The sequence below is a fragment of the Pseudomonas sp. NPDC089392 genome, assembly GCF_044749595.1.
In the GTDB taxonomy this organism is placed as follows: Bacteria; Pseudomonadota; Gammaproteobacteria; order Pseudomonadales; family Pseudomonadaceae; genus Aquipseudomonas.
In genome coordinates, this window is the sequence record NZ_JBIVIF010000075.1 from 1 (window position 1) to 14,861 (window position 14,861).

The window sequence follows — 14,861 nt, forward strand, 5'->3', positions numbered from 1 at the left end:
GCGTTCGCGCGCAAATCCCACAGGAATAATTGGCCCGAAACAAACGTAGGAGCGGCTTTAGCCGCGAAGCGCCGCGCGGGCGGCGCTCGATTTCACAGGCGCTGAATGTGTCGAGGCGAACGCTTCGGCGCTCGAACCCTCCAGGCGCCAAACCTTTAAAGCCGGACACCCCATACTATTTACCCATTTTCATGCCCTGCCCGTCGGCCTGAGGATGGCCGCTGCCCGGCAACCCTGATAAAATCGCGCGCCTTCACAGACCACTGACGTTTCAGGCAGCCGCCGCTTACCCGCCGGCCTTGGCCGTCATGGTCGTTTTTAAGAATCCCTCCCTCCTAAAGGCCTGGATCAATGAGCAAGCAACCCTCCCTGAGCTACAAGGACGCCGGTGTAGACATCGACGCCGGCGAAGCACTGGTCGAACGCATCAAGGGCGTGGCAAAACGCACCGCACGCCCTGAAGTCATGGGTGGCCTGGGCGGCTTCGGCGCCCTCTGCGAGATCCCGGCCGGCTACAAGCAGCCGGTGCTGGTCTCCGGCACCGACGGCGTCGGCACCAAGCTGCGCCTGGCGCTGAACCTGAACAAGCACGACAGCATTGGCCAGGACCTGGTCGCCATGTGCGTCAACGACCTGGTGGTGTGCGGCGCCGAGCCGCTGTTCTTCCTCGACTACTACGCCACCGGCAAACTGAACGTTGACGTGGCCGCGACCGTAGTCACCGGCATCGGCGCCGGTTGCGAACTGGCCGGCTGCTCGCTGGTTGGTGGTGAAACCGCCGAAATGCCTGGCATGTACGAAGGCGAGGACTACGACCTGGCTGGCTTCTGCGTTGGCGTGGTGGAAAAGGCCGAGATCATCGACGGCTCCAAGGTTGCCACTGGCGACGCGCTGATCGCCCTGCCGTCCTCGGGCCCGCACTCCAACGGCTACTCGCTGATCCGCAAGATCCTCGAAGTATCCGCTACCGACATCGAGAACACCCAGCTGGACGGCAAGCCGCTGACCGACCTGCTGATGGCGCCAACCCGCATCTACGTCAAGCCGCTGCTGCAGCTGATCAAGAACACCGGCGCCGTCAAGGCCATGGCCCACATCACCGGTGGCGGCCTGCTGGACAACATCCCGCGCGTTCTGCCGAAAAACGCCCAGGCCGTGGTTGACGTGGCCAGCTGGCAGCGCCCGGCGGTGTTCGACTTCCTGCAGGAAAAAGGCAACGTCGACGAGCACGAAATGCACCGCGTACTGAACTGCGGCGTCGGCATGGTCATCTGCGTGGCCCAGGACCAGGTCGAAGCCGCCCTGAACGAACTGCGCGCCGCCGGTGAGCAGCCATGGGTCATCGGCCACATCGCCGAAGCTGCCGAAGGCGCCGCCCAGGTCGAACTGCAGAACCTCAAGGCACACTGATGCCGAGCAATACCTGCAATGTAGTGGTACTGCTGTCGGGCTCCGGCAGCAACCTGCAAGCCCTGATCGACAGCTACCAAGGCCCGGACAGCCCGGTGTGCATCCGTGCGGTGGTTTCCAACCGCGCCGATGCCTACGGCCTGCAACGCGCTGCGGCGGCCGGCATCGACAGCGCCGTGCTCGACCACACCCAGTTCGACGGCCGTGAAGCCTTCGATGCCGCGCTGATGGCGCGCATCGACGGCTTCGCCCCGGACCTGGTGGTGCTGGCCGGTTTCATGCGCATCCTCAGTGGCGACTTCGTGCGCCACTATCAGGGGCGCCTGCTCAACATCCACCCGTCGCTGCTGCCCAAGTACAAAGGCCTGCATACCCACCGCCGGGCGCTGGAGGCAGGCGACGCCGAGCATGGTTGCAGCGTACACTTCGTGACTGAGGAACTCGATGGCGGCCCACTGGTCGTACAGGCTGTGGTACCGGTGGCGTCTGAGGACACTGTCGAAAGCCTGGCCCAACGGGTACACCACCAGGAACACCAGATCTATCCGCTGGCAGTGCAGTGGTTCGCTGAAGGGCGCTTGCTTCTTGGCGAACAGGGTGCATTACTGGATGGTCAGCCCCTGCCGGCCAGCGGTCACTTGATTCGATCCTAGGAGAATTTATGCGTCGCGCCCTGCTCTTGGCTCTCGCCGTGCTCGCCCTACCCCTCCAGGCAGCTGATTTGAAGCCATTCGCGGCCAGCTATACCGCTGACTGGAAGCAACTGCCCATGAGCGGCACCGCCGAGCGCAGCCTGGTCAAAAATGCCAACGGTACCTGGGACCTTAATTTCAAGGCCTCCATGATGATCGCCAGCCTGACCGAGCAAAGCACCCTGCGCATGGAAAACGACACCCTGCTGCCGCAGAAGTACCACTTCGAGCGCGGCGGCCTGGGCAAGGCCAAGAAGGTCGACCTGAACTTCGACTGGAACGCCAAGAAAGTCACCGGTAGCGACCGTGGCGATGCGGTCAACCTGCCACTGAACCGCGGCGTGCTGGACAAGTCGTCCTACCAGCTGGCCCTGCAGCATGACGTGGCGGCCGGTAAGAAAAGCATGACCTACCAGGTGGTCGACGGTGACGAGATCGACACCTACGACTTCCGCGTGCTGGGCACCGAAAAGGTCACTACCAAAACCGGCCAGATCGACGCGGTGAAGGTCGAGCGTGTGCGCGACCCAAGCCAGAGCAAGCGTATTACCGAGCTGTGGTTCGCCAAGAGCTGGGACTACCTGCTGGTGCAACTGCGCCAGGTCGAGACGGATGGCAAGGAGTACGTGATCGTGCTGCAGGACGGCTCGGTCGACGGCAAGCCGGTGAAGGGTAACTGAGCCCGCGCTGCCAGCAGTACCCGAAGCCCCGCCTTGAGCGGGGCTTTTTTCTGCCTGGGATTTCTGGGTTGCCGGCTATAGGGCCGGTACAGGCAGCACACCGTTGAGCATCATGAAACTTGTTTCATGCCTGTTTTATTTACTTAGCCTGCTAACAAACTCTATAAAGGGGGTGTGCGACACAGTGTCGCAGCTATCTGAAGAAGTGGAGTTTACCGATGACTGTCCAAGTAACCGAACGCGACGAATCGAGAATGTCCCACGAAGGCCTGGCCGCTGGCGTGCGGATCTGGGATGTGCACCAACAAGGCCAACTGGTAGGGATGTTCCACAACGAACACGAAGCCCACCAGTACCGCGTAGAGCTGGAAGACCTGGAAAACCAGCGCGCCACGCAATAACCCAGCCCTCAAACAGAAAACCCCGCCAAGGCGGGGTTTTTCGTGTTTACCACATCAGATCGTCCGGGATCTTGTAGGCCGCGTACGGGTCGTCTTCGTCCGCTTCCTCGACATGGGTGTTGAGCAACAGGATACGGTTAGGGTCGCGCTCCTGGATCTTGACCGCCGCTTCACGGGGGATAACCTCGTAACCGCCAGCGTGAGCCACGACGGCCAATGCGCCATTGCTCAGCTTCGTCCGCATCAGGGCGTTGACGGCAATGCGCTTGACCTTCTTGTCGTCGACGAAGTTGTAGTAATCCTCGGTGCTCAGCTTCGGCAAGCGCGTGGCTTCGATCAATTGCTTGATCTGCGCGGCACGGGCCTTCTGCTCGGCCTTTTCCTGCTGCTGGCGGTTCAGTTCCTGGTCGCGCTTGACCTTTTCGGCCATGGCTTCCTTGGCGATGCGCTGCTGGCTGTCGTCGACTTCGACCTGGCCTTTGTGCTCCATGCGCTTCTGTTTCTTTTCAGCTTTGTTGGTCTGCGAGACCTGTTTCTGGTTGACCAGACCGGCTTTGAGCAATTGGTCGCGAAGGGAAAGGCTCATGAATGTTCACTCACTTATGCAACAGCTCAGCCGCAGCTGGGCAGGTTCTTTTCCTGACGTTTGGCTTCACCCCAAAGGGCGTCCAGCTCGTCAAGGTTACAATCTTCAATGGGGCGACCACTGTCGCGCAATGCCTGTTCGATAAAACGGAAACGTCGCTCGAACTTGCGGTTGGCGCGGCGCAGGGCGTTTTCCGGGTCCTGCTTGAGGTGGCGGGCCAAGTTTACAGCGGCAAACAGCAGGTCACCGACTTCGTCTTCGAGTGCATCGGCATCGCCATCGGCCATGGCCTGCAGCACTTCATCCAGCTCTTCACGGACCTTGTCCAGCACTGGCAATGCCGCAGGCCAGTCGAAACCAACCGTGGCTGCACGCTTTTGCAGTTTGGCTGCCCGCGACAACGCCGGCAATGCTGCCGGTACATCGTCGAGCAGCGACAGCTGTTCGGGCTGGCTTTTTTCTGCGCGCTCTTCGGCCTTGATTTCTTCCCAGCGTGACTTGACCTGGGCCTCGCTCAGGCTGGGGGTGTCCACTGGCGCGTACAGCTCGCCGGTGGGGAATACGTGCGGGTGGCGGCGTATGAGCTTGCGGGTGATGCTGTCGACCACGCCATCGAACTCGAAACGCCCCTCCTCCCTGGCCAACTGGCTGTAGTAGACCACCTGGAACAGCAGGTCGCCCAGCTCACCTTGCAGGTGCTCGAAATCGCCGCGTTCGATGGTGTCGGCGACCTCGTAGGCCTCTTCGATGGTGTGCGGGACAATGCTCGCGTAGTTCTGCTGCAGGTCCCATGGGCAGCCGTACTGCGGGTCGCGCAGGCGGGCCATGAGGTGCAACAGGTCTTCGAGGGTGTAAGTCATTCAGGCAGGTCCTTCGGTGGTGGCTTCTTCGCGGGTAAACCCGCTCCAACAGGATGGATGCAGGTTTCGAAATCTGCACCGTACCTGTGGGAGCGGGTTTACCCGCGAAGTAGGCACCGCGGTCTCAAGGGGTACGATTACGCCGCGTCTCGATGATGTTAGGCAACTGCGAGATCCGCCCCAGCAGGCGGCCCAGCGCGTCCAGGCCTGGAATCTCGATGGTCAGCGACATCAGCGCGGTGTTGTCTTCCTTGTTCGAGCGGGTATTCACCGCTAGCACGTTGATCTTTTCGTTCAGCAATACCTGCGACACGTCACGCAGCAGGCCTGGGCGGTCGTAAGCACGGATGACGATGTCGACCGGGTAGGTCTGCACCGGGATCGGCCCCCAGCTGACCTGGATCATGCGCTCCGGCTCTTTGCCCGCCAGTTGCAGCACCGAGGCGCAGTCCTGGCGGTGGATGCTCACGCCGCGGCCCTGGGTAATGTAGCCGACAATCGCATCACCCGGCAGCGGCTGGCAGCAGCCCGCCATCTGCGTCAGCAGGTTGCCGACACCCTGGATCTGGATGTCGCCACGCTTGCCGGTACGCGGCCCGGTAGGCTTGCGCGGCACCAGTTCGATCTGCTCGATGCGCTCGGGCTCCAGCAGTTGCTGGGCGGCATTGACCAGGTGGGCCAGGCGCAAATCGCCGGCGCCAAGCGAGGCGAACATGTCCTCGGCAGTCTTGACGTTGGTTTTCTCGGCCAGGCGCTCGAAGTCCACCTGCGGCAGGCCCAGGCGGCTGAGCTCGCGTTCAAGCAAGGTCTTGCCGGCAGCGACGTTCTGGTCGCGTGCCTGCAGCTTGAACCAATGCACGATCTTGGCCCGCGCCCGCGAGGTGGTGACGTAGCCCAGGTTGGAGTTCAGCCAGTCACGGCTAGGGTTGCCGTGCTTGCTGGTGATGATCTCTACCTGCTCGCCGGTCTGCAGGCTGTAGTTGAGCGGCACAATACGCCCGTTGATCTTGGCGCCACGGCAGTTGTGGCCGATCTCGGTATGCACGCGGTAGGCGAAGTCCAGCGGCGTGGCACCCTTGGGCAGGTCGATGGCGTGGCCGTCGGGGGTGAACACATAAACCCGGTCCGGCTCGATATCGACCCGCAGCTGCTCGGCCAGGCCACCGATGTCGCCCAGCTCTTCGTGCCATTCCAGCACCTGGCGCAGCCAGGAGATCTTCTCTTCGTAGTGGTTGGAGCTGGGCTTGACGTCGGTGCCCTTGTAGCGCCAGTGGGCGCAAACGCCCAACTCGGCTTCCTCGTGCATGCCATGGGTGCGGATCTGCACCTCCAGCACCTTGCCTTCGGGGCCGATCACCGCCGTGTGCAACGAGCGATAGCCGTTTTCCTTGGGGTTGGCGATGTAGTCGTCAAACTCCTTGGGAATGTGCCGCCACAGGGTGTGCACGATGCCCAGCGCGGTGTAGCAGTCGCGAATTTCCGGCACCAGCACACGCACCGCGCGCACGTCGTAGATCTGGCTGAACTCCAGGCCTTTGCGCTGCATCTTGCGCCAGATGGAATAGATATGTTTCGCCCGGCCGCTGATGTCGGCCTTCACGCCAGTGGCCAGCAGCTCGTTCTGCAACTGGTTCATCACATCGCTGATGAAGCGCTCGCGGTCCAGCCGGCGCTCGTGCAGCAGCTTGGCGATCTGTTTGTACTGGTCGGGCTCGAGGTAGCGGAAGGACAGGTCTTCCAGCTCCCATTTGATGTGGCCGATACCCAGGCGGTGAGCCAGCGGCGCATAGATATCAGCCACCTCGCGGGCGACCCGCAGACGCTTTTCTTCATCGGCAGCCTTTACCGCGCGGATCGCACAAGTACGTTCGGCCAGCTTGATCAAGGCCACACGTACGTCGTCGACCATGGCCACGAGCATCTTGCGCAGGTTCTCGACCTGCGCCTGCGAGCCCAGCACCAGCGATTGCCGTGGGCTGAGGCTGGCACTGATGGCGGCCATGCGCAGCACGCCGTCGATCAGCTTGGATACCACAGGGCCAAAGCGCTGGCTGACTTCGGCCAGGGTGACCTTGCCTTCGCGCACCGAGCGGTAGATGACCGCTGCCACCAAGGAGTCCTGGTCGAGCTTGAGGTCGGCCAGGATTTCGGCAATTTCCAGCCCCGCCTGAAAGCTCGACGTACCGTCCGCCCAGGAATGCTTGGCCGGGTTGCCTTTTATCTCGACCTCATGGGCAAACTCGCAGGCTTCTTTCAGCGCTGCGCGATCCAGTGCCGAATCGACGCTTACCACATGGTCCAACCATGCTTCGAGATTGATACTGCCGTCGGTGTTGACCGGCTGGTGCACTCTCACCTGTACCATCTTTTTTTACCTTTCCATACAGCGCAGCACTCATGGCTGCGCTGGCGATCACCGTGCGGCCACCCTTCCGTGGTAGCCGCACCAAGGGGCCAGTCAGCTAGCCCGCTTCGAATAACGCCATGGCCTCGACATGCGCCGTCTGAGGAAACATGTCGAGAATCCCGGCCCTTTTTAACCGGTACCCCTGGCCGACCAGCACCTGGGCGTCTCGCGCCAGCGTGGCCGGGTTGCACGATACGTAGACCAGCCTGCTGGCCTTGAGGCGTGCGATGCCTTGCACCACCTCGTAAGCACCGTCGCGCGGTGGATCCAAGAGTACCGCAGAAAAGCCTTCGGCGGCCCATCCGGTGCCTGCCAAAGGCTGCGATAAATCGGCCTGAAAAAACTGTGCGTTATGCACATTGTTGTTCCGGGCATTGGCTGCGGCCCGATCGACCATGGCCTGCACACCTTCCACTGCCACCACTTCGCGCGCTTGGCGGGCCAGCGGCAAGGCAAAGTTGCCCAGGCCGCAGAACAGGTCCAGCACGCGCTCGTCGGCCTGCGGTGCGAGCCAGGCCAGGGCCTGCTCGATCATCGCCGTGTTGACCTGGGCATTCACTTGCACGAAGTCACCCGGGCGCCAGGCCAGCTCCAATTGCCAGGGCGCCAGAGCAAAGCCCAGTTGCGCGGCCGGGTCCACCGGTGCCGGCTCACCTTCGCCTTGCAGCCACAGCTGGGCATTGGCCTGCTCGCAGAACGCCTGCAGCCTGGCCAGGTCTTCTGCCGGCAGCGGCGCCACATGACGCACCAGCACCGCCTCGGCAGTGCCACTGAACAGTTCCACATGGCCCAACGCCTGCGGTTTGCTCAACGAGCGCAGCACGGTCGGCAAGTGGCGCAAAATTGACTGCAAGGGCTGTACCAGCACCGCACAATCGTCGATGGCGATGATGTCCTGGCTGGCTTCGGCGCGGAAGCCCACCTCCAGCTGGCGAGCCTTGACGTCCCAGCGCACCGCCACGCGGGCGCGGCGCCGGTAGCCGAATTCTGGCCCACTCAGCGGTGCGGCCCATTCCTCGGGCTGCACACCGGCCACCCGCTGCAGCTGCTCGGCGAGGGTGCGCTGCTTGAGCGCCAGCTGCGCTTCGTGCGGCAGGTGTTGCAGGTTGCAGCCACCGCAGCGGTCGTAGTACCGGCACGGTGCTTCACGGCGCTCAGGGCTGGCCTGCAGCAGCCGCTCCAGGCGGGCCTCGACCACTTTGCCACGGGCATTGAGCACCCGTGCCTCCACGGTTTCACCGGCCAGGGCGCCACTGACGAACCAGGTGCGCCCTTCAATGAAGGCGATGCCGCGGCCGTCACCGGCCAGGCGCTCGATTTCCAGGCGCTGCTTCTTGCCCACGGGGACCTGGGGGCTACGGTTGCCGCCGGCCGGCTGGAAGCGCAGGCCGCTGTTGCTTTTTTTCTTGGACATTTAGCTCGGGTCGAACAGGCCGGTGGACAGGTAACGGTCGCCACGATCGCAGATGATCGCGACCATCGTGGCATTTTCTACCTCGCGGGACAGGCGCAGCATGGCCGCGACCGCACCACCAGAGGACACACCGCAGAAAATGCCCTCTTCACGGGCAAGACGGCGGGTGGTGTCTTCGGCTTCCTGCTGCGACATGTCGACCACGCGGTCGACACGGCTGGCGTCGAAGATCTTCGGCAGGTATTCCTCGGGCCAGCGGCGGATGCCGGGGATGGCCGAGCCTTCCATCGGTTGCAGGCCAATGATCTGCACCGCCGGGTTCTGTTCCTTGAGGTACTGCGAGCAGCCCATGATGGTACCGGTGGTACCCATGGAGCTGATGAAATGGGTGATGCTGCCCTGGGTCTGCTGCCAGATCTCCGGGCCGGTGCTGTTGTAGTGGGCGATCGGGTTGTCGCCGTTGGCGAACTGGTCCAGCACCAGGCCGCGGCCTTCTGCCTGCAGCTTCTCGGCCAGGTCACGGGCGCCTTCCATGCCCTCTTCCTTGGTCACCAGGATCAACTCGGCGCCATAGGCGGTCATCGCGGCCTTGCGTTCGGCGGTGGAGTTGTCGGGCATGATCAGGATCATCTTGTAGCCCTTGATCGCCGCCGCCATCGCCAGGGCGATGCCGGTGTTGCCGGAGGTGGCTTCGATCAGGGTGTCGCCGGGCTTGATCTGGCCGCGCAGCTCGGCGCGGGTGATCATCGACAATGCCGGGCGGTCCTTCACCGAGCCGGCGGGATTGTTACCTTCGAGCTTGAGCAGGAGGGTGTTGCTGGTTTCGCCAGCGATGCGCTGCAGGCGAACCAGAGGCGTATTGCCGACGCAATCGGCGATGGTTGGGTACTGCAAGGTCATGGCGTATTTCACAATCCGGACGGCAGGGGCGCCTATCATACCGGCAAACCCCTCGCGGCCATATCACGCAATCTGTGGTGCATATAGCTACAAGCTATATCGGTGTGGCCTGTGCCGGCCTCTTCGCGGGTAAACCCGCTCCTACACGGACTCCGCTGGCCGTAGCAGCGGGTTTACCCGCGAAGGGGCCGGCACATGTAATGGCAATCTCATCCACAACCGCAGCCCCCGCTTGCCATTCTGCGCCCACAAGGTCCCGCCCTGGCGCTGGATGGCACTGCGGGCAATGCTCAACCCCAGCCCGAAACCACCATCCCCAGGCCGCGAGCCATCCAGCCGCGAGAACGGTGCAAAGATCCGCTCCAGGTCCTCTTCAGCCACCCCGCCACCTTCATCCTCCAGCCACAGCCACCAGTAACTGCCCTCACGCTGCCCACCCAACCGCACCACACCCTCGGCTGGCGAGTGACGAATGGCATTGCGCAACATGTTCTCCAGCGCCTGGGCCAGGTGGTTGAGGTTGCCTTGCACCCAGCAGTCAGCCGGCACTTCGCAGCGCAAGCGCGCGGGCGACCAGCCGCTTTCGTAGCTGGCATTCTCGGCCAGCAGTTCCCACAGCGCCTGGACCTCGATCGGCTCCAGGTTCATCGGCGCGCGTTCGGCATCCTGCCAGGCCAGTTGCAAGGTGTCTTCGACCAGCTGCTGCATGCAATCCACCTCACGCGTAAGGCGTTCGCGCAGGCGCTGCAGGTCGGTTTCACCGTCACAGGCCACCCGCAGCCGGCTCAGCGGCGTGCGCATTTCGTGCGACAGGTCGCGCAACAGCTGCTGCTGCATCGCCACCGTACCCTGCAACCGCTCGGCCATCTGGTCGAAGGCCCGGGCCAGCTCGCCAAGCTCGTCATGCCGGGCAATAGTGCGTGAGTCGAGACGCGCCGAGAGCTGGTCGGCACGCCAGGCATTGGCCTGCTCGCGGAGCTGGTTCAGCGGCACGATCAGCATGCGGTACAGGCCCACGCACAACAGCAGGGTAAACAGCCCCGGGATGATGCCGTTGGTGACGATTCGCCACAGCAAGCGGTACTGGTCCGGGTTGAACCGCTGCGGCAGTTCGATTACCAGCATGCCCTGCTCCGGTGCCCCCGGGAACGGTATGCGTACCCACGGCTGGTCGACGCTGCGCCGGCTCATCGGCCAGTCGACACCGCGCAGGCGTGTCAACCGTTGCATGATCTGCGGGTTGAGGGTGGCACTGTCGAGCGGCCGCAGGTTGATATCGAGCACGCCAACCCAGCCCCGCTCGCGTTGGTGCATGGCTGCCACCCACTGGTCCAGCCCTGCCCGCCCGCCGCTGCGCCAGGCCCGCTCGGCCTCGCCGGCATAGCCGCGCAAGGCCTGCCGCGCCGGCTCCGAGAGGAACGCGTTCTGGGTTTCCATGTGCCGGCCCCAGGTGTAGCTGAGGCCAATCATCAGCAGGCAGAAGCCCACCAGCAAAATGGCCAGTTTCCAGAACAGCGAATGGCGGTCGAGCATGGGTCACTCCGCCTCGCTGGCGCTGAGCACGTAGCCCTTGCCCCATACGGTACGGATCTGCCGTTCGTGGTAGCCGATGCCCTTGAGCTTGCGGCGGATCTGGCTGACGTGCATGTCCAGGCTGCGGTCATGCCGCGAATAACCACGCTGCAACACTTGCTGGTAAAGGAACGGCTTGCTGAGCACGTCGTCGAGGTTGCGGTTGAGGATGTCGAGCAGGCGGAATTCGCTAGGGGTCAGGCCTGCCAGGTGGCCATCGAGGCGTACATCGCACAGCCCCTCGTCAAACTGCAATTCGCCGCTGGCGGCAGGCTCATGCGGGGCTTGATGGCGACGTTCAAGGGCCACGCGGCGCAAGATTGCTTCGATGCGCACCTGCAGTTCGGCCATGCTGAACGGCTTGGGCAGGTAATCGTCGGCGCCGCGCTGGAAGCCGCTGATGCGATCGGCCTCGGCACCCAGTGCCGACATCAGGATCACTGGCGTAGCACTGCGCTTGCGCAACTGTGCCAGCGCATCCAGGCCGTTCAGCCCGGGCAACAGGATGTCCATGAGCACCACATCGAAGGCTTGGCGCCCAGCCGTCTCCAGGCCCTCCAGGCCATTGCGGCACCAGGTCACCTGGAAGCCGCCACGCTGCAACTCTTCGTGCAGGTAAGCGCCGAGCACCGGATCGTCCTCGATGGCGAGGATATTGGAATTGTGAATAGCTACAGGATTCATTGGCAACTGCCATGCATTCTCAATTGCGCAATTATTGAGCATCCACCGCCTGTCAGGCAACCACCCTGCGACCAATGCCCCGGCCACGGCGCAAAACACGTACTAAAGAGGTGCAATAGCGCGGCAGGCGGAGTAACTTCCCGGCTTGGCCGTCATAGCTTGACGGTGTCCAGGCACATCACAGGAGGCGAGTGTGCTCGATCGCTTGGGAATCCGAAGCCGGGTGATGCTGCTGGCCCTGCTGCCAGCCTGCCTGATGGCCCTGGTGCTGGGCAGTTACTTCACCTGGCTGCAACAGAACGAACTGCGCACCCAGCTGCTGCAACGCGGCAAGATGATCGCCGAGCAGCTGGCGCCGCTGGCCGCACCCGCCATGGCCAAGCTGGCACCGGCACAACTGGAGCGAATTGCCGCGCAAACCCTGGAGCAGGCCGATGTGCGAGCGGTCGCCTTCCTTGCCCCGGATCGCACGCGCCTGGCCCACGCCGGCCCGAGCATGCTCAACCTGCCGCCCAGCGGTGGCACCGGCACCCAGTTGCTGCAGCGCAGCGGCAATGACGCCACCCGCTACCTGATGCCGGTGTTCGGCCACCACCGCGACCTGGCCACCGATGCGGTACCCTCCGAGACGGAACGCCTGCTGGGCTGGGTCGAGATCGAGCTGTCCCACGACGGCACCCTGCTGCGTGGCTACCGCAACCTGTTCACCAGCCTGTTGCTGATCCTCGCCTGCCTGGTGCTCAGCGGCCTGCTGGCGCTGCGCATGAGCCGCACCATCAACGACCCCATCGAGCGTATCAAGCACGCGGTCAACCAGCTCAAGGACGGCCACCTGGAAGCACGCCTGCCGGCCATGGGCAGCCATGAGCTGGACGAACTGGCGCGGGGCATCAACCGCATGGCCGAAACCCTGCACAGCGCCCACGAAGAACTGCAGCACAGCATCGACCAGGCCACCGAGGACGTACGCCAGAACCTGGAAACCATCGAGATCCAGAACATCGAACTGGACATGGCGCGCAAGGAGGCCCTGGAGGCCAGCCGCATCAAGTCGGAGTTCCTGGCCAACATGAGCCACGAAATCCGCACCCCGCTCAACGGCATCCTCGGTTTCACCCACCTGCTGCAGAAAAGCGAACTGGCGCCACGCCAACTGGACTACCTGAGCACCATCGAGAAGTCTGCCGACAACCTGCTGGGGATCATCAACGAGATCCTTGACTTCTCCAAGATCGAGGCCGGCAAGCTGGTGCTCGACAGCATCCCGTTCAACCTGCGCGACCTGATCCAGGACACCCTGACCATCCTCGCCCCGGCCGCCCATGCCAAGCAGCTGGAGCTGCTCAGCCTGATCTACCGCGACACCCCGACGTCGCTGGTCGGCGACCCGCTGCGCCTAAAGCAGATCCTCACCAACCTGGTCAGCAACGCCATCAAGTTCACCCGCGAAGGTACCATCGTCGTACGCGCCATGCTCGAAGACGAGCACGAAGACAGCGCACAGCTGCGCATCAGCGTGCAGGACACCGGCATCGGCCTGTCGCCGCAGGATGTGCGCACGCTGTTCCAGGCGTTCAGCCAGGCCGACAACTCGCTGGCCCGCCAACCTGGCGGCACCGGGCTGGGGCTGGTGATTTCCAAGCGCCTGATCGAGCAGATGGGCGGCGAAATCGGCGTCGACAGTACCCCGGGTGAAGGTTCGCAGTTCTGGATCAGCCTCAACCTGCCCAAGGCCCACGACGATGTCGAAGAGCTGCCACTGCAGCCGCTGCTGGGCCGCCGCGCGGCCATCGTCGATGGCCACGAACTGGCGCGCCAAGCGCTGGAGCACCAACTGGAGGACTGCGGCCTCAGCGTCAGCCTGTTTGCCTCCTACGACCAGTTGCTGCAGGCGGTGCAAGCCGCCAACCAGGCCGGCCAGCCGTTCGAGTTCGCCGTGCTCGGGGCTAACCTGGGCAGCCTGTCGCCCGAGCAACTGGGCCATTACCACCAGCAGCTCGAACGCTACAACTGCCAATGTGTCGTGCTATGCCCCACCACCGAGCAGGCGCTGTACCACAAGTACTTGCCCAACGGCCATGGCCAGTTGCTGTCCAAACCAACCTGCACACGCAAGCTACGGCGCCTGCTGCTGGAACTGGTGCACCCGCGCCGCCCGCTGGGCGAGGCGAACAACGCCAACGGCCAGCGCCAGCCGAAGATACTCTGCGTCGACGACAACGCCGCCAACCTGCTGCTGGTGCAGACCTTGCTCGAAGACCTGGGCGCCGAGGTGCTGGCCGTCGACAACGGTTATGCAGCAGTACAAGCGGTGCAGGATGAACCTTTCGACCTGGTGCTGATGGACGTGCAGATGCCCGGCATGGACGGCCGCGCCTGCACCGAGCAGATCCGCCTGTGGGAAAACACCCAAAGCGGCAACCCGCTACCCATCGTCGCCCTCACCGCCCACGCCATGGCCAACGAAAAACGCGCATTGCTGCACGGCGGCATGGACGACTACCTGACCAAGCCGATCAGCGAACGGCAGCTGGCGCAGGTGGTGATGAAGTGGACCGGCCTGAGTCTGGGCGCGCCACCGCAGGAGCGGTTGGCCGAGCACCTGGCCAGTGGCGATGAGTTGCAAGTGCTCGACCCCGAAGAAGGCCTGCGCCTGGCCGCTGGCAAAGCGGACCTGGCAGCCGACATGCTGAGCATGCTGCTGGCCTCGCTGGAGGCTGACCGCGAAGCCATACGCGCCGCCCGTGAGGCCGATGACCACGGCACGCTGATCGAGCAGGTACACCGCCTGAACGGTGCCTCGCGCTATTGCGGCGTGCCACAGTTACGCGCGGCATGCCAGCGTAGTGAGACCTTGCTCAAGCAGGAGAACCCGCAGGCGCAACAGGCGCTGGATGAACTGGATGCGGCGATCAATCGGCTGGCTGCACAAGCTAGATTGAGCGCCTGATGGGGTCCGGCTTGACACATGTGGTGGCTGTGAGATCGAGCGCCGAAGTGTTCGCCTCGACACATTCAGCGCCTATGAGATCGAGCGCCGAAGTGTTCGCCTCGACACATTCAGCGCCTATGAGATCGAGCGCCGAAGTGTTCGCCTCGACACATTCAGCGCCTATGAGATCGAGCGCCGAAGTGTTCGCCTCGACACATTCAGCGCCTATGAGATCGAGCGCCGAAGTGTTCGCCTCGACACATTCAGCGCCTATGAGATCGAGCGCCGAAGTGTTCGCCTCGACACATTCAGCGCCTATGAGA

General features: G+C 63.4%; 13 protein-coding genes. 5 read left to right on the forward strand and 8 right to left on the reverse strand.

From position 1 onward, the window contains the following. The first annotated feature begins 351 nt into the window (after nucleotides 1-351). The 4 genes from purM (at nucleotide 352) to ACIP1G_RS31175 (ending at nucleotide 3,183) form a co-directional block, all read left to right on the forward strand. Nucleotides 352-1,410, forward strand: coding sequence for a phosphoribosylformylglycinamidine cyclo-ligase (purM, locus tag ACIP1G_RS31160; protein ID WP_003252437.1), 1,059 nt, complete (start codon nucleotides 352-354; stop codon nucleotides 1,408-1,410). Then, nucleotides 1,410-2,063, forward strand: a complete 654-nt coding sequence (purN, locus tag ACIP1G_RS31165; protein WP_400744269.1) for a phosphoribosylglycinamide formyltransferase — start codon at nucleotides 1,410-1,412, stop codon at nucleotides 2,061-2,063. Before purM ends, purN begins: the two co-directional genes overlap by 1 nt. 8 nt (nucleotides 2,064-2,071) lie before the next feature. Beyond that, nucleotides 2,072-2,782 carry a DUF3108 domain-containing protein gene (locus ACIP1G_RS31170; RefSeq protein WP_400744272.1) on the forward strand — a complete coding sequence of 237 codons (711 nt, stop codon included), beginning with the start codon at nucleotides 2,072-2,074 and terminating at the stop codon, nucleotides 2,780-2,782. A gap of 218 nt (nucleotides 2,783-3,000) precedes the next feature. After that, nucleotides 3,001-3,183 carry a hypothetical protein gene (locus tag ACIP1G_RS31175; protein WP_400621904.1) on the forward strand — a complete coding sequence of 61 codons (183 nt, stop codon included), beginning with the start codon at nucleotides 3,001-3,003 and terminating at the stop codon, nucleotides 3,181-3,183. Nucleotides 3,184-3,229: 46 nt separating this feature from the next. Here the strand turns inward: ACIP1G_RS31175 and ACIP1G_RS31180 are convergent, their stop codons facing one another. The 7 genes from ACIP1G_RS31180 to ACIP1G_RS31210 form a co-directional block, all read right to left on the reverse strand. Next, entirely contained in the window at nucleotides 3,230-3,769 is a 540-nt protein-coding gene (locus ACIP1G_RS31180; protein WP_400744274.1) for a DUF2058 domain-containing protein, read from the reverse strand. A 26-nt stretch (nucleotides 3,770-3,795) separates the two neighbouring features. Beyond that, the gene (mazG, locus tag ACIP1G_RS31185; protein WP_400744277.1) at nucleotides 3,796-4,629 is read right to left on the reverse strand and encodes a nucleoside triphosphate pyrophosphohydrolase; all 834 of its coding nucleotides are present in this window, start codon (nucleotides 4,627-4,629) and stop codon (nucleotides 3,796-3,798) included. Nucleotides 4,630-4,753: 124 nt separating this feature from the next. Beyond that, entirely contained in the window at nucleotides 4,754-6,994 is a 2,241-nt protein-coding gene (relA, locus tag ACIP1G_RS31190; RefSeq protein WP_400744278.1) for a GTP diphosphokinase, read from the reverse strand. Between the two features lie 97 nt (nucleotides 6,995-7,091). After that, on the reverse strand, nucleotides 7,092-8,450 hold the full coding sequence (gene rlmD, locus ACIP1G_RS31195; RefSeq protein WP_400744281.1) for a 23S rRNA (uracil(1939)-C(5))-methyltransferase RlmD: 1,359 nt from the start codon (nucleotides 8,448-8,450) through the stop codon (nucleotides 7,092-7,094). Continuing rightward, nucleotides 8,451-9,350: a cysteine synthase CysM gene (gene cysM / locus ACIP1G_RS31200; protein ID WP_346643213.1), complete on the reverse strand. Its 900-nt coding sequence runs from the start codon at nucleotides 9,348-9,350 to the stop codon at nucleotides 8,451-8,453. A 141-nt stretch (nucleotides 9,351-9,491) separates the two neighbouring features. Continuing rightward, a complete protein-coding gene (locus tag ACIP1G_RS31205) occupies nucleotides 9,492-10,883 on the reverse strand; it encodes a sensor histidine kinase (protein ID WP_400744283.1) in 1,392 nt (463 codons plus the stop codon). A gap of 3 nt (nucleotides 10,884-10,886) precedes the next feature. Further along, entirely contained in the window at nucleotides 10,887-11,606 is a 720-nt protein-coding gene (locus ACIP1G_RS31210; protein WP_400744286.1) for a response regulator transcription factor, read from the reverse strand. A gap of 193 nt (nucleotides 11,607-11,799) precedes the next feature. On the opposite strand from ACIP1G_RS31210, the gene ACIP1G_RS31215 reads away from it, so the two are divergent. Beyond that, on the forward strand, nucleotides 11,800-14,556 hold the full coding sequence (locus tag ACIP1G_RS31215) for a response regulator (RefSeq protein ID WP_400744289.1): 2,757 nt from the start codon (nucleotides 11,800-11,802) through the stop codon (nucleotides 14,554-14,556). Here ACIP1G_RS31215 and ACIP1G_RS31220 read toward each other — a convergent pair. Beyond that, nucleotides 14,540-14,861: hypothetical protein (locus tag ACIP1G_RS31220; RefSeq protein WP_400744290.1), on the reverse strand; the 322-nt coding region annotated here is incomplete at its 5' end. The genes ACIP1G_RS31215 and ACIP1G_RS31220 overlap by 17 nt on opposite strands.

What these genes read in the sequence shown, in the direction of transcription:
- purM (WP_003252437.1), top strand. Translation starts at nt 352, where the DNA reads ATGAGCAAGCAACCCTCCCTGAGCTACAAGGACGCCGGTGTAGACATC.
- purN (WP_400744269.1), top strand. Translation starts at nt 1,410, where the DNA reads ATGCCGAGCAATACCTGCAATGTAGTGGTACTGCTGTCGGGCTCCGGC.
- ACIP1G_RS31170 (WP_400744272.1), top strand. Translation starts at nt 2,072, where the DNA reads ATGCGTCGCGCCCTGCTCTTGGCTCTCGCCGTGCTCGCCCTACCCCTC.
- ACIP1G_RS31175 (WP_400621904.1), top strand. Translation starts at nt 3,001, where the DNA reads ATGACTGTCCAAGTAACCGAACGCGACGAATCGAGAATGTCCCACGAA.
- ACIP1G_RS31180 (WP_400744274.1), bottom strand. Translation starts at nt 3,769, where the DNA reads ATGAGCCTTTCCCTTCGCGACCAATTGCTCAAAGCCGGTCTGGTCAAC.
- mazG (WP_400744277.1), bottom strand. Translation starts at nt 4,629, where the DNA reads ATGACTTACACCCTCGAAGACCTGTTGCACCTCATGGCCCGCCTGCGC.
- relA (WP_400744278.1), bottom strand. Translation starts at nt 6,994, where the DNA reads ATGGTACAGGTGAGAGTGCACCAGCCGGTCAACACCGACGGCAGTATC.
- rlmD (WP_400744281.1), bottom strand. Translation starts at nt 8,450, where the DNA reads ATGTCCAAGAAAAAAAGCAACAGCGGCCTGCGCTTCCAGCCGGCCGGC.
- cysM (WP_346643213.1), bottom strand. Translation starts at nt 9,350, where the DNA reads ATGACCTTGCAGTACCCAACCATCGCCGATTGCGTCGGCAATACGCCT.
- ACIP1G_RS31205 (WP_400744283.1), bottom strand. Translation starts at nt 10,883, where the DNA reads ATGCTCGACCGCCATTCGCTGTTCTGGAAACTGGCCATTTTGCTGGTG.
- ACIP1G_RS31210 (WP_400744286.1), bottom strand. Translation starts at nt 11,606, where the DNA reads ATGAATCCTGTAGCTATTCACAATTCCAATATCCTCGCCATCGAGGAC.